18 protein-coding genes are annotated in these 17,600 nt (G+C 71.1%); 11 read left to right on the forward strand and 7 right to left on the reverse strand.

The window, feature by feature from the left end:
• Window positions 1-12 precede the first annotated feature (12 nt).
• The gene (locus I7X39_RS08665) at window positions 13-651 is read right to left on the reverse strand and encodes a class I SAM-dependent methyltransferase (protein WP_198110676.1); all 639 of its coding nucleotides are present in this window, start codon (window positions 649-651) and stop codon (window positions 13-15) included.
• 242 nt (window positions 652-893) lie between these two features.
• Window positions 894-1,628 (reverse strand): glutathione S-transferase family protein, encoded by a 735-nt coding sequence (locus I7X39_RS08670; RefSeq protein ID WP_198110678.1) that lies wholly within the window; start codon window positions 1,626-1,628, stop codon window positions 894-896.
• A 169-nt stretch (window positions 1,629-1,797) separates the two neighbouring features.
• Between I7X39_RS08670 and I7X39_RS08675 the strand changes: the two genes are divergently transcribed.
• Window positions 1,798-3,261 (forward strand): S41 family peptidase, encoded by a 1,464-nt coding sequence (locus I7X39_RS08675; RefSeq protein WP_198110679.1) that lies wholly within the window; start codon window positions 1,798-1,800, stop codon window positions 3,259-3,261.
• Here I7X39_RS08675 and I7X39_RS08680 read toward each other — a convergent pair.
• Together I7X39_RS08680 and I7X39_RS08685 are read right to left on the reverse strand one after the other, a co-directional pair.
• Window positions 3,249-3,821 carry a PEP-CTERM sorting domain-containing protein gene (locus I7X39_RS08680; protein ID WP_198110681.1) on the reverse strand — a complete coding sequence of 191 codons (573 nt, stop codon included), beginning with the start codon at window positions 3,819-3,821 and terminating at the stop codon, window positions 3,249-3,251. The genes I7X39_RS08675 and I7X39_RS08680 overlap by 13 nt on opposite strands.
• Before the next feature lie 198 nt (window positions 3,822-4,019).
• On the reverse strand, window positions 4,020-4,445 hold the full coding sequence (locus I7X39_RS08685) for a PH domain-containing protein (protein ID WP_198110683.1): 426 nt from the start codon (window positions 4,443-4,445) through the stop codon (window positions 4,020-4,022).
• A 246-nt stretch (window positions 4,446-4,691) separates the two neighbouring features.
• Between I7X39_RS08685 and I7X39_RS08690 the strand changes: the two genes are divergently transcribed.
• The 4 genes from I7X39_RS08690 to I7X39_RS08705 all read left to right on the forward strand — a co-directional run bounded on the left by I7X39_RS08690 (window position 4,692) and on the right by I7X39_RS08705 (window position 9,045).
• Window positions 4,692-4,991 (forward strand): DUF4148 domain-containing protein, encoded by a 300-nt coding sequence (locus I7X39_RS08690; protein WP_198110685.1) that lies wholly within the window; start codon window positions 4,692-4,694, stop codon window positions 4,989-4,991.
• Window positions 4,992-5,089: 98 nt separating this feature from the next.
• Window positions 5,090-6,031: a LysR family transcriptional regulator gene (locus I7X39_RS08695; protein ID WP_232351838.1), complete on the forward strand. Its 942-nt coding sequence runs from the start codon at window positions 5,090-5,092 to the stop codon at window positions 6,029-6,031.
• 106 nt (window positions 6,032-6,137) lie between these two features.
• Window positions 6,138-6,824, forward strand: a complete 687-nt coding sequence (locus I7X39_RS08700) for a transporter substrate-binding domain-containing protein (RefSeq protein ID WP_198110688.1) — start codon at window positions 6,138-6,140, stop codon at window positions 6,822-6,824.
• A gap of 100 nt (window positions 6,825-6,924) precedes the next feature.
• A complete protein-coding gene (locus I7X39_RS08705) occupies window positions 6,925-9,045 on the forward strand; it encodes a putative bifunctional diguanylate cyclase/phosphodiesterase (RefSeq protein ID WP_198110690.1) in 2,121 nt (706 codons plus the stop codon).
• A gap of 10 nt (window positions 9,046-9,055) precedes the next feature.
• Here the strand turns inward: I7X39_RS08705 and I7X39_RS08710 are convergent, their stop codons facing one another.
• Entirely contained in the window at window positions 9,056-9,538 is a 483-nt protein-coding gene (locus tag I7X39_RS08710) for a hypothetical protein (protein WP_198110691.1), read from the reverse strand.
• A gap of 151 nt (window positions 9,539-9,689) precedes the next feature.
• Between I7X39_RS08710 and I7X39_RS08715 the strand changes: the two genes are divergently transcribed.
• Together I7X39_RS08715 and I7X39_RS08720 are read left to right on the forward strand one after the other, a co-directional pair.
• The gene (locus I7X39_RS08715) at window positions 9,690-9,905 is read left to right on the forward strand and encodes a hypothetical protein (RefSeq protein WP_198110693.1); all 216 of its coding nucleotides are present in this window, start codon (window positions 9,690-9,692) and stop codon (window positions 9,903-9,905) included.
• A gap of 167 nt (window positions 9,906-10,072) precedes the next feature.
• The gene (locus I7X39_RS08720) at window positions 10,073-11,674 is read left to right on the forward strand and encodes a hypothetical protein (protein ID WP_198110695.1); all 1,602 of its coding nucleotides are present in this window, start codon (window positions 10,073-10,075) and stop codon (window positions 11,672-11,674) included.
• Window positions 11,675-11,721: 47 nt separating this feature from the next.
• Here I7X39_RS08720 and I7X39_RS08725 read toward each other — a convergent pair whose 3' ends face one another.
• Window positions 11,722-13,035, reverse strand: coding sequence for an ATP-binding protein (locus I7X39_RS08725; protein WP_198110697.1), 1,314 nt, complete (start codon window positions 13,033-13,035; stop codon window positions 11,722-11,724).
• Window positions 13,036-13,042: 7 nt separating this feature from the next.
• Window positions 13,043-13,732, reverse strand: a complete 690-nt coding sequence (locus tag I7X39_RS08730; protein ID WP_232351839.1) for a response regulator — start codon at window positions 13,730-13,732, stop codon at window positions 13,043-13,045.
• Window positions 13,733-13,921: 189 nt separating this feature from the next.
• Between I7X39_RS08730 and I7X39_RS08735 the strand changes: the two genes are divergently transcribed.
• The 4 genes from I7X39_RS08735 (at window position 13,922) to I7X39_RS08750 (ending at window position 17,593) form a co-directional block, all read left to right on the forward strand.
• Entirely contained in the window at window positions 13,922-14,788 is an 867-nt protein-coding gene (locus I7X39_RS08735; RefSeq protein ID WP_198110699.1) for a MipA/OmpV family protein, read from the forward strand.
• 10 nt (window positions 14,789-14,798) lie between these two features.
• Window positions 14,799-15,503: a hypothetical protein gene (locus tag I7X39_RS08740; RefSeq protein ID WP_198110701.1), complete on the forward strand. Its 705-nt coding sequence runs from the start codon at window positions 14,799-14,801 to the stop codon at window positions 15,501-15,503.
• Between the two features lie 200 nt (window positions 15,504-15,703).
• Window positions 15,704-16,609, forward strand: coding sequence for a dienelactone hydrolase family protein (locus I7X39_RS08745; protein ID WP_198110703.1), 906 nt, complete (start codon window positions 15,704-15,706; stop codon window positions 16,607-16,609).
• Window positions 16,610-16,741: 132 nt separating this feature from the next.
• Window positions 16,742-17,593, forward strand: a complete 852-nt coding sequence (locus I7X39_RS08750; protein WP_198110705.1) for a hypothetical protein — start codon at window positions 16,742-16,744, stop codon at window positions 17,591-17,593.
• The last annotated feature ends 7 nt before the right edge of the window (window positions 17,594-17,600 follow it).

Consider the following 17,600-nt stretch of genomic DNA (forward strand, 5'->3'; position numbering starts at 1 on the left):
GGGGATCGAGGCTCAGACGGCCTGTGCCGAAGGGGGTGCCAGCACCAGGGCATGGTTCGCTGTCCAGGGCTTCAAGCTCCATTCGTCACGCAAGCCCCAGCCGCGCTGGGTGGCCTCACGCAGCCAGTGGTCACGGGTCTGGTACCGAACCCGGTCACCGGTGATGTAGCGATCGCTGAGGTAGCCGAGGTGGTAGATCGGTGTGCGGTTGCGCACCCACTCCTTCAACACCAGCCGTCCTTGAAGTGGTTCCACCAACTGGGCTGCGACGCTCCATAGAGCTTCGCGTGCCGCCTCGTCGGCATGGTGCATCACGTCGCACACCAGCACCAGGTCGGCTCGTGCTCTGAGATGCGAAAGCAACTGTGTGGCGTCGCCATGGATGAACTGCGCGCGCTCCGTTGAGCCCTGAAAGAGGCGGCCCACGCGCGGCGAAATGTCGATCCCGACATAGCGTGCCGCAGGAAGCCTGGGAAGGAGCGCGCAGGCCAAAGCGCCCTCGCCGCATCCGATCTCAACCACTTGCTGAGGACGACCCAGGGCCGCGATACGGTCCGCAAACGCTTCAATGTTGAAGAAGAAGCCGCGGTAGGCAGATGCCAGGGCTGGCTCAAAGGGGCCAGCCAGCCGGCGCACAAGGCGACCGATCATGGATGAGAGCGCTCCGGGGAAGTGCAGGACCCTGATGATGCGGCCCGGCTCCAGTGAAATTATCGAGGTCGGGGCACAACGCTCCGCATCTTGAGCACCGCCCCGCAGAACGCCATCAAGGGCTCCGACCGACTGGCTGGTGCGCTGGCGGCGTGCGTGACCAACTCCGCCGAGATGCTGCGCCATCGGCCTGCGGGAGTTCTGGGCGTGAGCGGGTCGAGGGCGTGAGCGCCTGCCACTCTTCAAGCCCAGTGCCGGGCCCAGATGCGGTCGTGGAAGCCCATCAGGTTCGGCTGGGCCTGCACATAGTCCTGCACCGGGCTCTGGAAGGGGTGGCGCGCGAGCGTGTGGATCCAGGCGAACAAGGTGGCGTCCACGCAGCTGGGCTGGTCGCCGAACAGATAGGGCTGATCGCCCAGCAGGGTGCTCAGCGCCTGCCAGCCCTGCAGGCCCTGGGCCACCACCTCGTCCGGACCGTGCCGCCCGATGCCCTGCTGCCAGGCCTGCTGACGCATGCGCTTGGCCAGGCCGCTGACGATCGGCGTGGCCAGGGCCTTGACGAGCGGGCGCTGCCAGTCCGGCACGGCGCGCAGCGCGTAGTCGATCAGCAGCGGCTTGTAGCGCTCGACATTCGCCGGCACGCACCAGCGCAGGTAGAGCCCGACCCAGTACAGGCGGTCTTCCAAAAGGGCCTGGACGGCCAGGCTTTGCGCCTGCTGGGCGGGGCTGAGGTGCTCGTCGCGCAGGGCGCGGGCATCATGGGCCTGCAGGTGCGCCACGATGGCAGTGGAATCCGGGATCAGGCGCCCGTCGATCTGCGCCACCGGCAGCTTGGCCTTGGGCATCACGCTGCGGTCGCCGGTGCGGCCCTCGTAGGGGATGCCGGACAGGCGCAGCCAGGTTTCGAGCTTGATGACGAAGGGGCTGATGTCGGGCGTGCCGTGGCCGGCGGGGTAGCCGAATTTGTAGACGATCAAGAGAGCTCCCGTTGGATGTGTTCTGGTGGACGCGCGTGCTGCGAGCCGGGGCGCAGTGTCCCGAATCGGGCGCCCTTCAATCCCTGCTCCCTGCACTTCATCGCAAGTCCAGGGCCCGTCCGGGCGTTTGCGCCGACGATGCCGGCTCGGCTTCCGACCCCTTTCCGCCATGCTGCTTGCCAAACCCCTCGCCACCCTGGCCCTGCTCGGGCTTGCCCTCCACGCCACGGCCGCCGAGCCCGACTGGCGCGAACAGGCGCGCATCGATCTGGATTTCGCGGCCCAGGCGATTGCCGAGCGGCATGCCGGAGCGGTGCTCGGGCATGCGCACATCCTGAACCAGCTGGAGCGCGGCCTGCGCCATGCGCGTGCCGACCTGCCCCGGGTGCACAGCGCCGCAGACCACCGTGCGCTGCTGCGCCGCTTCGTGGCCGGCTTTGGCGACCCGCATCTGGGCCTGCAGACGGTGGGCAAGCTCAAGGGCTGGAACGGCCTGCTGATCGACGCGGCCGAGGGCCGATTCGAGGTCGTGCACACCGAACCCGATGCCGACCTGCCGCCGGTGGGCAGCGAACTGCTGGACTGCGACGGCGTGTGGATCGGCAGCTACCTGAAGGCCCAGGTGGCGCCCGGCGTCACCGAGGGACTGGAGCAGCCCAGCGGCCTGAGCCAGCTGGCCCGCCGCGTGATGTTCGACAACGACCTCGGCTGGGCCCCCGGGCGCTGCCGCTTCCGCCTGGCCGACGGCCCGCTGCGTGAGTGGTCGCTGCCGGCGCGGCCCTTCAGCGCCAGCTGGCCCGAGGAGCGGCTGGATCGCGCGCTCGCGCAGACCGGCTTCACACCCCTGCCCATCGGGCTGACGCAGCCGGCGCCGGGTGTGCTGTGGGCCGCCATCGGCAGCCTGAACCTGGGCGACCCCAAGACCGCGCAGGCGCTGGACACGCTGATCGCGCAGCTGGCCGAGCAGGGCCCGAGGGCGCAGTGGGTGGTGTTCGACCTGCGCGGCAATGGCGGCGGCGCCTCCAGCCCCGGCGGCCGGGCGTTGAAGGCCTTGTATGGGGAGGCCTACGGCGGCCGCTTGGCTGAGCTGCCCTACAACGGCAAGCAGGTCGTGGTGCATCCGGACGCCGTGCAGATGCTGCGCGGGCTTGCCGCGCGCACGGACCTGCCCGCCGAGGTGCAGGGCCAGGTGCGCGAGGCCCTGCAGGCGCTGGAGGCCGCCCAGCAACGCGGCGAGCGCGTGGCCACGCTGAGCCCGGTGGCGCCGCCCGCTGCCCGTGACGCGCTGCGCGCCCAGCTGCGCCAGCGCCCCGGCGGCCCGCGCTTGGCGGCGCTGATCGACCGCGGCTGCTTCAGCTCCTGCATGGCCTTGCTGCAGATGCTGCAGGGCCCGGCAGACACCCTGGTGCTGGGCGAGGCCACGGTGGGCTACTCGCCCTACGGCGAGATTGCACCCCTGCCCCTACCCAGCGGCCAGGGCACGCTGCGCCTGCCCGCGGCCTACTTCGTGAGCGAGCAGGCGGCGCAGCAGCCCTTTGTGCCGCAGCGCCGCTACCCGGGCCGGATGCACGACGGCGCCGCCGTGCAGGCCTGGGTGCTGCAGCAGCTGCAGGCGGCGACTCAGCCGCGCTGACGGCGCGCGACGCCGGCCATCAGGCCCAGGCCCACCAGGGCCAACGCCAGGGCGGCGGGCTCGGGCACGGCGTTGGCGGCCTGCTGCAGGGTGACGCGCACGTTGTCCAGGCGGTAGAAGGACGGGTCGTTGCGGCCGCTGAAGGACAGCTTGGTGCTGTCGCTGTCCGCCACCAGGTCGGTGAAGGTGAAGTGCGTCCAGTTGTAGGCGAGATTGGCGGTGCTGAACACCAGGTCGCCGTCGAAGCTGGCCGTGAATGCCACGGCGCCGCTGGTGGCGGTGTTGTAGAGGTCGAACTCCAGCGTGTACATCTCACCGGCCACCGTGCTGAGGAACTGGCTGATGACGGCGGCCGAGCCGGTGGCACCGACGCGCCAGACGTAGCTGTGGTTGGAGGTCACCGTGTTGGCGATGATGTCGCTGAGGCTGGTGTTGCCCGACTTCGTCCAGCCGCTGAAGTTGCCGGTCTGGAAGTCGCCATTGGCCACCAGGTTGACGGGGTTGGCCTGCGCGGCGAACGCGGCAAGGGAGAAAAGGCTGGCGAGGGCAAGTTGACGCATGGAGTTTCCGCAACAAGAGGGGGCAAACAGGGGGTGAAGCGTGTCGGCAGCGGCATCCCGCCCGGCCTTGACGTTTGCTGACACTTTTCCATGCCCTGCGGGCCCGGCACCGGGCGGACACCCCCCGATCTGCAGGCGGGCGGGTGCGCGCGAATGCCAAGAAAGTCACGCAGCCCGCGCCCGGCTGCGTGAACCCGCTCAGCCCTCGCGCCGGCTGCCGCTGTCCTGCGCCTCGATGAAGGCCTTGCGAAAGGCCATCGGCTCGGCGATGCCGGTCAGCGGCGCGTGGGAGGTGCCGGTACCTGAGATGACGAGGGTGCCGAAGTCGAACAGGCGGCCCAGCACGCCCTGATCGACCTGGATGCTCTCGGCCTTGTTCAGATTGATCTCGATCGTCTGCCGGCTGATGAAGCCGTGCTTGACGATGATGCGCTTGGTCGTGACCGCCAGCTCGGTGGACTTGTAGCGGATGTAGGCCGCCACCAGGAACACCAGGCCCAGGCCAAACAGCGGCAGCGTGATGAGGCCCAGCGCAATCAGGTGCGCCAGCCCCCACAGGCTGAGGTGGCCTTCGTGCAGGATGGTTTCGCCCTTGACCAGCGCGCCCTCGACATAGCTCGACATCGGTGTTCCTTGGAGATGCAGACAGACAGCCCGCGCCGTGCCGACGCGGGGCCGCGCATTCTCACCACGCCGGCCGCGCAGCTTCGCACCGGCGCGCGGGTCTCGCTTTTGTTGCGTTCCCGGCAACAACGGGTTGCAGCCTGCCGTCTTTTTCTGCAACGCCGCGATCTCCAGAATTTCAACCACTCACCCAGGCCAGGGCCTTACGGCGGCCGGGTGTCCCAACAGTCGAAGTCAGGAGTTCCCATGTCCATCCCCCGCATCCTTGTTCTTGCCACCGCCCTGCTGGGCACCGGTGCCGCCATGGCGCAGAGCAGCAGCGAGGCGCAGGCGCTCAGCCGTGCCGAGGTGCTGGCCGATCTGGAGATCTACCAGCGCTCGGGCCTGGGCGCCATCGAGCAGGACGATCTGCAGATGTTCCGCGGCGAGCGCTACCGCGCCGCGCTGGCGCGCTACCGCGCGCTGCGTCAGTCGCCCGAGTTCGCGGTGCGCGTGCAGGCCATCGCCCAGCGGCGCGGCGAGACGCTGACCGCGACCGCGCCCTGATCGGGTCCTGTTCGGGCCCTGACCCGGGCGCTCGCACAATCGATCTCCCTGGGGCCTAGCGCCCCCGTACCGGAGCGAACGTGGACAAGTTCAGCGCAATGAGGGCCTTCGTGCGCGTGGTCGAGGCCGGCAGCTTCACCCGCGCCGCCGAGGCCCTGGGCGTGCCCAAGGCGCAGGTGACGCGGCAGGTGCAGGCCCTGGAGCAGGAGCTGCGCACCCTGCTGCTGAACCGCACCACGCGTCGCGTCACCGCCACCGCCGAGGGCGCCGCCTATTACGAGCGCGCGGTGAGCGTGCTGGACGATGTGGAGGAGCTGGAGTCCAGCCTCTCCCACGCCAAGGCCCACCCGCGCGGCCGCCTGCGCGTGGACGTGCCCTCGCCCGCCGCCACCCTGGTGCTGCTGCCGGCGCTGCACGAGTTCTGTGCCCAGTACCCCGACATCCAGATCGACCTGGGCATCAGCGACCGCGTGGTGGACTTGGTAGCCGAGCGGGTGGATTGCGCGATCCGCGGCGGCACCATCACCGACCCCTCGCTGATCGCGCGGCGCCTGGGCGAGATCCGCCGCGTGGCCTGCGCCTCGCCCGAGTACCTGCGGCGCCACGGCATGCCCCAGCACCCCTCCGATCTGGAGGACGAGACGCACCGGGTGATCAGCTACTTCGCGCATGGCAGCGAGCGGCTCACCTACGTGATGGAGCGCGGCAAGGAACGCGTGGAGGTGCACCCCAAGTCCGGCATCGCGGTGAACGACAGCTCGGCCATGCTGGCTGCCGGCCTGGCGGGGCTGGGCATCGCGCGCACCGGCGCCTTCATGGCCGCCCCCTATGTGGCGGCCGGCAGCCTGCAGATCGTGCTGCCCGAGTGGTCGGCCGGCGTTTCGCCGCTCTACCTCGTCTACCCGCCCAACCGCCATGTGCCTGCGCGCCTGCGCGTGTTCATCGACTGGGTCGTCAAGCTGTTCGACTGCGCGCTCAGCGGCCAGACGCGCGGGCCGGCCACCGGCCTGCCCAATGTGCACAAGGAGCTGGCGCTGTAGGGCGCCCTTCGCGCTTCCCCCGTTGTGCGCCCGGTGCCGCCTTGGGTACAACCGGGCGACGGGGAGACACAGAGCGGCGGCCTGAGCCGCGCGAGCGGAGCTTGGCATGCGTGTTTCCTGGTGGGGGTGCGGCGCCCTGTTGGCGGCGCTGATGGACCCGGCCGCCGGCCAGACCCTGCTGCGCGGCGGCACCCCCGAAGGCCTGCCCGGCTATGCGCTGGGGCCGCAGGGCGAGCTGCGCGTCGAGTCGCCACAGAAGGCCGCGCTGCTGCAATGCGTCGAGCAGGCCCTGAATGTGCGCATCGTCTGGTCCGCCTACCCCACGCGGCGCGTGCTGCAGATGGTGGCGGAGCAGCAGCTCGACCTGGCCTTCCCGATGGGCTTCAACGAGGAGCGCGCCGCCCGCCTGCTGCAAAGCGAACCCGGCTGGGACAACCCCGACGTCTGGGTCTCGCTCAAGCCCATCCAGGTGCAGGACAAACGCCTGCGCCTGGGGGCCCGTCTGGGCTCACCCCAGCACGACGACCACCAGGGCCAGGGCTACGCCCGCGTGGTGGGCGCCGTGACCTATGAGGAACTCGCCAAGCTGCTGCTGCGCGACATGGTGGATGCCGTCATCCTGCCGCGCTCGCTGTTCGAGGACATGAATGCCATCTGGCCCGCCGGCTACCAGCTGAGCGAGGGCAAGCCGCGGCGTTCCGGCTTCTACCTGGCGAAGTCCGACCCGCGCCAGCTGGCCGTGCCGCTGGACCAGGCCATCCGGCGCTGCCGGGGGGTGGGCAAGCCCGTCTGATGATGGGTCTGAAGCGGCGAAGGGGCGCGCTATCCTGAGCCCCGCTGCCCCTTCAGGCCCCGGTTTGGTTCCCAGGGAAGCAGCGCAGAGCGGAGGGGAGATGAGCGCGCGCGAGACCTTGCATCGCGAAGTCGGCCTGGCCTGGGTGGGCGCGGACGGGCAGCTGCTCTCGTTCAATGCCACGCTGCGCGGCTGGCTGGGCGAGGCCCGGCCCGAGCGCCTGGAGCAGCTGTTGCCCGTATTGACCCCCGCGCGCTGGGCGCGCTGGAAGGCCGAGGGCTTTGCCGACGTGCTGTCGCTGGAGCTCGGCGCGCCGGGCGGCGAACCCCTCGTGGTGCAGGTGCAGGCCGACCCGGCGCCCGACGGCCTGTGCATGCTCAGCCTGTTGGGCAGCCTGCCAGCAGCCGAGCGCCTGGCCATCGACGCGCTGCAGCGCGCCGTGCTGGGCGCGGTGGCCAGTGGCGAGCCCCTGCGCGCCGTGATGGACCTGCTGTGCCGCGAGGTGGAGGCGCTTGCGCCCGAGCTGATGTGCAGCGTGCTGGCGGTGGATGCCCAGGGCCATGTGCACCCCCTGGCCGGCCCCAGCCTGCCAGTGGCCTACACGCAGGCGCTGGAAGGCCTGCCGATCGGACCCGTGGCGGGCAGCTGCGGCACGGCCGCCTGGCGCCGCGAGCCGGTGGATGTGCGCTCGATCGCCACCGATCCGCTCTGGGCCCCCTACCGTGACTTGGCTTTGTCCTTCGGCCTGGCCGCCTGCTGGTCCACCCCGGTGCTGACGGATGTGGAGCGGCGCGTCGGCGCCACCTTCGCGTTGTACTACCGCGAGGAAGCGCCGGTGGCCGATTCCCACCGCCACCTGGTGCAGGCCTGCAGCCAGATGGTGCGCGTGGCCCTGCTGCACGACGAGCGCGAGCGCCGCATCCAGCAGCTGGCCTATGGCGACGACATCACCGGCCTGCCCAATCGCGCGCGCTTCACGCAGCGCGCCGAGGCCCTGCTGCAGGTTCAGGCCGCCGCGGGCACTGGCGGCGCGCTGCTGCTGATGGACCTGGACCGCTTCAAGGCCGTCAACGAGCTGCAGGGCCATGCGGTGGGCAACGAGGTGCTGCGCCGCATCGGCGCGCGGCTGGCGCAGGCCCTGCCGGGCCTGGACACCCTGGCGCGCCTGGGCGATGACGAGTTCGTCGTACTGCTGCCCGGCGCGGACCGCGCCGCCGCCGAGCGTGAGGCCCTGCGCCTGTGCGCGCTGGCGGCCGAGCCCCTGGTGCTGGAACGCGGCCAGCAGCTGCGCCTGGGCCTGAGCGTGGGCTTCAGCCTGTTCCCGCAGGATGGCCACACGCTTGACGCCCTGCTCAAGCACGCCGACATCGCACTCAACGCCGCCAAGCTCAGCGGGCGCAACACCGCGCGCGGCTTCAGCGCGGAGCAGGCGCAGGCCCTGCAGGAAAAGGCCTGGATGGAGGGCGAGCTGCGCGAGGCCCTGGCCCGCGGTGGCTTCGTGCTGCACTTCCAGCCGCAATGCAGCCTGCAGGATGGCCGCGTGCTCGGCGCCGAGGTGCTGCTGCGCTGGCCCCACCCGCAGCGCGGCCTGATCCCGCCGGACCGCTTCATCCCCGTGGCCGAGGAATGCGGCCTGATCGTGGCGCTTGACGCGTGGGTGCTGGACGCCGCCCTGCGGCAGCTGGCGCGCTGGCACGCCCAGGGCCTGGCCCTACCCAGCCTGGCGGTGAACCTCTCCCCGCCGCGTTTGCTGCATGGCGATCTGCAGGACCAGGTGCTGCGCCTGCTGGCGCAGACCGGCCTGCCGCCCTCGGCCCTGACGCTGGAGGTGACCGAGCGCCTGATGCTGGACGAGCGCCAGGACCGCCGCGCCGTGGAGCCGCTCAGCCAGCTGCGCGCGCTCGGCGTGGGCGTGTCCATCGACGACTTCGGCACCGGCTATTCCTGCCTCGGCTATCTGCGCCGCCTGCCCATCTCGGAGCTGAAGATCGACCGCAGCTTCGTCCACGAACTGGCCGAGCGCCCCGAAGACCGCGCCCTGGTGGCCGCGATGGTGACCATGGCGCGCGGTTGCCGGCTCCAACTGGTGGCTGAAGGCGTGGAAACCGAGGCCCAGGCCCAGGTGCTGCGCGAGCTGGGCTGCGACGCCTACCAGGGCTACGGCCTGGCCCGGCCGATGCCGGCGGCGGAGTTGGAGGCCTGGCTGCGCGGGCGCTTGTAGGGCAGCGGCTTCAGCGTGGCCGCTCGAACCCGCTCGCCACCCAGGCCTCGGCCGCGGCCTTGGTGAAGCGGAACTCGGCCGGTACGCGCTGCTCGGCCAGCTGCTTGCCGGCCGCGTCCTCGGCGCGCAGCAGCGCGTAGGGCTCGTCCTCCAGCGGCACGATCTCCAGGCTCACCTTCAGCCACTCGCCGTCCTGCGCCACGTAGAGCGATTTGTGCAGCTGCGCGCGCAGCTGCTGCTCGTGACGCTGGATCACCTCGCTGGCGGTCTTCACGAGGGTGTTGAAGGCGCTGCTGTCCAGCGGCTTGGGGTTCTTCTTGTCGCGCCCCATGGTCCAGGGGCCCACCAGCGCGGGCTCGGACTGGCCGTCCAGGTACATCGCCACGGCCCAGCCCTCGTCGTCCTCGTTCTTGATGACCTGGGCCGTCCAGCCCTTGTCGCGCCAGCGGCGCGGTTCCTGCACCAGCGCCGGTTCGTCGTGTTCGTTGTCCATGGGCCGGCATTGTCCGTGCCGCTGCCGGAGGCACAGCAATCGAGGCCCGCCGTGATCCGCTTCACGCCGCGCGGGGTGGCCCCGTATGGCGCCCACCGAAGGTGCTGGATAGCCTTGCGCCGCTCTTGCAACACCCCTCAGAAAAGCCACCATGCCCCATCGCCTGCTTGCCCGTTCCAGCGCCGACGACAGCCGCCACGCCCTGTCCATGAGCTTTGCGTTCTCCGAGACCCTGCCCTCGGTGAGTTGGGCACCGCCGCCCGCGGAGCTGCTGTACGACCAGACGCTGGCGCAGGAGCGCAGCGCGGCGCTGGAGCTGCCCGCCCTGGAAACGGCCTGGGCCGAGACCGAGCGCATGGGTCTTTGAGGCCGGCGCACGTCGCTACAAATTCAAGACAAATCCCCGACAGTCCGCGGATGCCTGGGAAGGGCACGCTTCATAGGATTCCGGCCAGTCCTCGGGATGCGGCTTGACTGCTCCACGAGGGAGGCTTGAACGGGGCGCCTAGACGCCCCTCTTGTGGAGCAACCCCTATGCAATTCCCCTTGCTTTCGCGCTGGGCCGCCGGCCTGGCGCTGGGCGGCAGTGCGGCCCTGCTGGCCGCCTGTGGCGGTGGTGGCGCGGCCGAAGCCGGCGCCCCCGCGGTCTCGCGGCCGCTGGCCATCAGCGGCACCGCCGCCGTGGGCACCGCACTGGGCAATGCCACCGTGCAGGCCAAATGCCTGGCCGGTACCGGCCAGACCCAGACGGCCGCCGACGGCAGCTACAGCCTGCAGCTCACCGGGGCCCAGCTGCCCTGCGTGCTGCGCGTGCGCAATGCCGCCGGCCTGCAACTGCACACCGTCACGCAGGACCAGGGCAACACCGCCGTGGCCAACATCACCCCGCTGACCGAGCTGCTGCTGACGCGCGCCGCGCAGCTGCCCGCCGCGCAGGTGTTCGACGGCTTCTCGCCCCAGCTGGCCGCCAGCCTCAAGCCCGATGCGCTGGCCGCCGCGCAGAGCCAGGTGGTGAGCCTGCTCAACGGCACGGTGGACGCGAGCGGCATTGCCAGCTTCGTGCGCAGCCCGCTGAAGGCGGCGCAGCCCGGCGCGGCCTCGAGCGACCCGCATGACCAGGTGCTGGACCGCCTGCAGGAGCGCCTGCCGGCCGACAAGTTCGCCGCCCTGAACCAGCTGCTGGCCACCAAGGGCCCGCTGCCCGACCCGCAGCCCTTCAAGCCCGAGCTGTACGTGCGCAGCAGCACCTTGAGCCTGAGCGTGGGTGAGTCCCTGCCCCTGGTGGCCGATCTGAACTACCCGCCCAATGTGCGCTACATCCGCCCGCCGCTGAGCTGGAGCGTGGTGGAAACCGACGGCGGCACGCTGCGCAATGAAGGCCAGGGCTGGACCTACACCGCGCCCAACCAGGCCGGCACCTACCACCTGAAGGTGCAGCGCGACGACTTCGCGCAGGTCAGCGCCACCATCACCGTGCAGGTCACGGCCTTCGAGCCGCGCCTGGCCATCGAGCCGAGCGATTCCGCCGTGGTGCTGATGCCCGGCCAGAAGCACTGGTTCCATGCCCGCTTCAATTACCAGCCCGGCTACGCCTACATCCGCCCGCCGGTGAGCTGGAAGGTGCTGGATGCCGACGGCGGCAGCATCACCCTGGACGGTGAGTACACCGCGCCGGCCAAGCCCGGGGTCTACACGCTGCGCGTGCAGCGCGACGACTTCCCGAACGTGAACCTGAGCTTCACGGTGCGCGTGGCGTCCTTCCAGAGCCTGAGCCACATCGCGCTGCCGCTGCAGCCCGCCGGCCTGAAGCCCGAGCAGACGGTGATCCGCAGCGAGGCCGCCTGGGCCGAGTGGAAGAAGTCGCGCCTGGTGCCGGCCGAGCCGCAGTCGGACGACGTCATCGACTTCGAGCGCCACATGGTGCTGGCCATCGTCTGGCCCGCGCTGAACCCCTGCGCCTCGGCGGATGTGCTGGACGTGGCGCCGGTGAACGGCAGCCTGCAGGTGACGGTGCAGACCCGCCCGGCCCCGCCCGGGGTGATGTGCGCGGCCTATGTGTGGAACCCGGTGTGGCTGCTGGTGGTGCCCAAGAGCGAACTGCCCCTGGTGGTGAAAGAGTTGGTGGAGGAGAAGTAGGCCCGCGGGCGGGCGGGGCTGGACCCCGCCCGCCACGTCGGCTGCATTCAAGTCTGGCCGCCGCGCGGCCAGCGCACCACCAAGCAAGCGCCCCCGAGGGCGCTTTTTTCAATCTGGATGGCCCCCCCATGCAGGGCCACGCCGCGTGCGGCGATCGCCAGGCCCAGGCCATGGCCCGGCAGGCTGCCGGTCTGCGGCAGACGGACGAAGGGTTCGAACACGCGCTGGCGCTCGGCCTCGGGGATGCCGGGGCCATCGTCTTCCACGCGCAGCTCCCACTGCCCGGCGGGCAGGGTGCGGGCGCTGAAGCGCACCTCGTGGCGGGCGTACTTCAGGGCGTTGCCGAGCAGATTGCCCACCACGCGCGCCACCAGGTGCGCGTCGCCGCACATGCGGCCGATGTCGGGTGCGATCTGCACCTGCAGCGCGCGTGCCGTGCCCTCCAGCTCCTGGGCACCCAGGCATTGGCGCAGCAGGTCCTCGATGTCAAAGGGCTCACGCTGCAGCTGGGTCTGTTCCAGCTTGCTGTAGCTCAGCAGCTCCGTCACCAAGGCCTGCAGGGCGGCGAGGTCGCGCTCCAGGGCGTCGATGCGCGCGCCGCGCGCGGCCGGGCTGTCGGTGTCGCGCAGCAGCTCCAGGTCGAAGCCCATGCGGGCGATGGGCGTGCGCAGCTCGTGCGAGACCGCGTGCAGCAGGTGCCGCCGTCCTTCGAGCAACGCGGCCAGGCGCTCGGCCATCTGGTTCATGCCCTGGGCCAGCGGCTGCAGACTGGTGCTGGCGGGGGTTTCGGCGCGCGCGCTCAAATGGCCCGCGCCCCAGGCCTCGGCCGTGCGGGAGAGCGCCAGCAGCCCACGCCAGTGCAGGCGCGACCACAGCGCCAGCGGCACCAGCAGGAAGAGCGCCACCACGCCCCAGCGCAGCGCCTCCTGGCGCAGCGCCTGCGCCACGTCGATCGGCAGGCCGCTGATGCGCAGCACCTCGCGCTCGCTGTCCACATAGCGCTCGCCCTGCAGGTCCACGCGGCGCAGCAGGCGGCGCCCAGCCACGTCCAGCACCACCGCACCCGCTTGCAGGCGCTCTTGCTGCGCGCGGCTCAGGCCCCGCAGGGCCTCGTCCAAGGGCAGCAGCTCGTAGCGCTGCGGCGAGACCTCGCGCACCTTGTTCAGGCGCTCCAGCCATTCATCGCGCGGGGCGGCGTCGATGTAGTGCTCCAGCACGAAGAGCTGCGCGGCTGCCTGGCGCCGCGCAATGTCCTCCAGCGGGTCGCCATACAGGCGGCTGAACAGGACGTACAGCACCGCGCTGGCGGCCAGCAGGGCCAGCAGCGTGAGGGGCAGGAGCCGCCAGAACAGGCGGTTCATCGGGGCTTCATTCCCAGGCCGACGGGCTCAGCAGATAGCCCTCGCCCCAGACCGTCTTGATCTTCTCGCCGCGCGCGTCGTCGAACTTGCGGCGCAGGCGCGAAACGCCGTTGTCGATCGAGCGGTCCAGCCCGTCGAACTCCAGCCCGCGCATGCGCAGCAGCAGGTCGTTGCGGCTCATCACCTGGCCGGCCGCCTCGCTCAGCGCCAGCAGCAGCTTGTACTCGGGCTGGTTCAGCGCCACAGCTTCCTCGCCCCAGTACACCGCATGGTTCTCGCGCGAGATGCGCAGCCGGCCGATCACCAAGTCGCTCGACGCGCCGGCCGGCACGGCCGCTCCCCCCCGCCGCGCCAGCGCGCGCAGCCGCGCCAGTAGCACGCGCGGCTGCACCGGCTTGTTGACGAAATCGTCCGCGCCCTGCTCCAGGCCGGAGACCTCGTCGAAGGCGTCCTCGCGCGCGGTCAGGATCAGGATGGGCACCGCGCTGCGCTCGCGGATCTGCCGGCACACCACAAGGCCGTCGACGCCGGGCAGGCTCAGGTCCAGCACCACCAGCTGCGGCTCGGTGGCTTGGAAATGCGCCAGCGCCAAGTCGCCGCGCGGCACCACGTCGACCTGGAACTCGTAGCCGCCCAGGTACTCGCTCACGAGGCTGGCCAGCCGCTCATCGTCTTCCACCAGCATCACGCGCCACATCGCTCGTCTCCTTCCCGAAATTCTAGGAAGGCCCCCTGCTGTGCCTGGGGGCCCGGACAAATTCATGACAATTCCAGGACGAACTCAGGCAGGCGCCTCGAGGGGCACTGGGGAGAATGGCCCGGCCTGCGCATGACGGCGTTGGGGGTGCCTGCGGCCCCCGCCCCGCGTGGTGGCCGCCCCCAGCCCATGAAGCCACTCCTCTCCGCTCTCACCCTGCTCAGCCTGTGCGGCGGGGCTGCCGCGCAGGCGCCCGTGTTTGAACCCATGCCCGAAGGCAGCCAGGACGTCTTCCTGGGCCTGGGCGCCGGCTACCGCCCGCGCTACGAGGGCGCGCACGAACAACGCCTGCGTGCCGAGGCCCTGGTGCAGGCGAGCTGGAGCAACGGTCTGTTCATCTCCGGCCTGCAGGCCGGCTGGCACCTGGGCGACTCACTCGCCCCCGCCTGGCCGCGCGCCGAATGGGGGCCGCTGCTGAACCTGCAGCCGCCGCGCGGCAGCGAAGGGCGCAGCTGGTTTGCCGATTCGCTGGGCCCCCTGAACACCACCGCCATCGACCCCGGCATCGCCGTGGGCCCGCGCGGCAACCGCCTGCTGGGCATGGACGATGTCGATGCCTGCGTGGAGCTGGGCGGCTTCTTCAATCTGCGGGCCGCGGCGTCCTGGCGCTTCACGCAAAGCCTGCTCGGTGGCACCGGCGCCTGCAGCGGCGGCCTGCGCTGGGGCGCCGACCTGCAGTGGCTGCTGCCCCTGCGCAGCCCCCAGCACAGCCTGACGGCCTCGGCCGGCCTGAGCTGGGCCAATGCCCGCTTCACGCAGCGCTACTTCGGCGTCACCGAGCCGGAATCCGCGCGCAGCCGCAACCCGGTCTACCGCCCCGGCGGCGGCCTGCAGGAACTGCGCGCGCAACTGCGCTGGAACTGGCTGCTGCAACCCGACTGGGTGCTGAGCACGGCCCTTGAGTACAAGCGCCTGCAGGGCCCCGCTGCACGCAGCCCCCTGGTGGAGCGCGCCGGCGCCACCAGCCTGTCCACCGCGCTGGTCTACCGGTTCTGAGCGTCGCCGCATGAAGTCCCTCCTGCGCACCCTGGCTCTTGCGGTGGTCTGCCTGGCAGCCCCCTTGCAGAGCCCTGCGCAGGGCGCGGAGGAGGGCGCCTGGTGGAGCTACCGCGAGGCCTACCGCGCGCTGGTGCGCTTCGACAAGCTGGGCACGCCCAAGCACCTCATCCAGCAACGCCTGCAGGTGCAGCCGCGCACACCCGGCACGGCCACCGAAGGCCTGCGCCTGAGCCTGCAGGGCGCGCGCACCGCGCTGGAGCTGCCGCTGGATGCCGCGCTGCACGCCCAGGTGCCGCTGCTCAAGTCCGCCTTCGACGACAACGCCGCGCTGCGCCTGAACCGCCCCGCCAGTGCCTTTGCCTTTCGCGTGCGCGTGTCCATCAGCCCCCGGCCCGACGGCCTGTACGCGCTGAGCGAACTGCGTGCCGCCTGCGCCCAGGTGCTGGCCGTGCAGCAACAGATCGAGCCCGGCCGCTTGGAGGGCAAGCGCTGCGTGGGCGTGAGCCTGGCCTTCGCGCGCGGCACCAACCCGGGCCTGAGCCTGCAGCCGGCCGATCCGTCCATCCCCCTGGCCGCCAGCCCCGGCCCGCTTTACCCGGGCGAGAGCGACCGCGAGCATGCGGTGGTGCCACTGCGCTGGGAGCGCCTGGCCGAAGGCACTCAGCTGCGCGTGGCCGCGCTGCCGCTGGTGGTGGTGGCGCTGATCGAGTAGCGCGCGCCTTGGGGCTCGCCGTGCGAACCGGTCGGCAAGCCAGGCGCTGAACCCCATGACCGGCGTGCTGCGAGCCTAGGCGCACGGGTGAAACAGCTGCTCACACCCCGGGGGGCCGAAGCTCGCTAAGGTGCCGCCTCCGTCAGCCGCCGCCCCTCCGGGGCCGGCTCCTGGATGAACCTCACCAGCCCAAGTGCGCGATGAAGCCCTCCCGACTCCTGCCCTCCCTGCCCCTGCTGGCAACCCTGCTGGCCGCCCCGGCCCTGGCCGAACCCGACAGCGCGACGGCGCATGCCGGCCCGCGGGTGCTGAATGAATGGTTTGCCCAGGGCAACCACCATTACGTGAGCTTCGCGCCGGTGGCGCCGGCCCTGCCCGTGCCCAATCTGCCCGCCGCGGTGGGCGGTCGCCTGCTGCTGCCCAAGGTGCTGCCCGCGCCGGCGGTGCTGATCCTGCACGGCTCCTCGGGCGTGGATTCGCGCACCGCCCGCTATGCAGACAGCCTGCGCCAGGCCGGCTTCGTCACGCTGGAGGCCGATGTCTGGCAGGCCATGGGCGTCAGCGCCAGCAACCGGCCCCGCACCGTGCACGAGACCATGCCCTCGGTCTGGGGCGCGCTGCGCTACCTGGCCGGCCGGCCCGAGGTGCGCGCCGACCGCATCGGCGTGCTGGGCTTCTCCTGGGGCGGGGTGCAGACGATGCTGGCCGCGCGCACGGCCCCGCAGGCCGGCGAACCGCGCTTCGCGGCCTTCCGCGCCATGTACCCGCTGTGCTGGGCCTACAACCGCGTGCCCGGCTACGAGCTGAACCAGGTGTACGGGCCGCTGCAGATCGGCGTCGGCGAGAAGGACGACTACGACGAGGGCAGCGCCGCCTGCCAGGCGCTGGCACTGCGGCTGGACGGCGCGGGCCAGCAGGTGCAGGTGCAGGCCTATGCCAATGCCTTCCACGGCTTCGAGCGCCTGGAGCCCGAGGTGGTGGTGAACGACCCCTACAGCCACTTCGGCCGAGGCGGCGCGGTCACGCTGAAGCCCAACCCGGGCCAGGGCGCGCGCGCCATCGGCGACGCGCTGAACTTCTTCGAGCGGCGCCTCGGGCGGCCCTGAGCCGCACGGCGGCGTACGCAAACCCTTGATTCACTGTCCTTTTCGAACGAGAAGGACAGTTCGGAGGGGGTCGGTCGAGAGCATGACTGCCGTCGCCATCGGGGCGGCCTTGTGACCCAACCGGAACCCTCCATGACTTGCATCACCCCGCGCGGCCACCGCCGCCATGCCCTGCAACTGGCCGCCCTGCTGGCCCTGCCGCTGGCCCAGGCCCAGGCCCAGGTGCCCGCCGTGCCCGAACACGCGCTGGCCGAAGCCAGCCTGCGCGCCGGCTGGAGCGGCCACGAGCTGAACCTGCAGATCGAGGCCGTCGAAGGCCCGGCCGCCGCTACCCAGCCCCGCCAGGGCGTGATCGTGCGGCGCTACCTTTCGGCCCAGCAGTGGAGCGCCACCGGCGTGGGCGGCCCGAACCACCAGACCAGCAGCGGCAGCTACCGCCTGCGCCCAGCCGGCCCGCAGACGGTGATCGAACAGAGCACGGACGCCAGCGGCCAGCTCTCGCAGCTGCGCTACCAGTTCGAGACCACGCACAGCGGGCGCTGGCTCTGGGACCTGCCCAATGGCCAGGCGCGCCTGAGCGGGCGCTTCACGCGCGTGGCCAGCAATGCCCCGGCCGATCAGCAGCTGGCCCCGGTCACCATTGCCGGCCTGCATGTGCCGCTGATCATCAAGAGCGCCAGCTCCACCCAGCTGCCGGCCGGCAGCTACCCTTCCGCCGGCCTGGTGCTGCAGAGCTACGCGGTGGACGGCACGCTGGTCTTCCAGGGCTTTGGCCCGGGCAATCTGAACTCCAAGGGCACCTACCGCTACCGCAAGGTCTCGGCCAACACCGCGGTCGAGGAAACCGTGCAGACCAGCGACTTCTTCACCCTGCCCTACACGATGGTGTACACCTTCCGCACGCCCAACTCGGGCAGCTGGTACCAGGACTTCGGCAACGGCCTGATCCGCTTCAACGGCACCTTCGACACCTTCCCTCGCTGACCGGCAC

The sequence above is a fragment of the Inhella proteolytica genome (genome assembly GCF_016093275.1).
GTDB classification, from domain to species: domain Bacteria; phylum Pseudomonadota; class Gammaproteobacteria; order Burkholderiales; family Burkholderiaceae_C; genus Inhella; species Inhella proteolytica.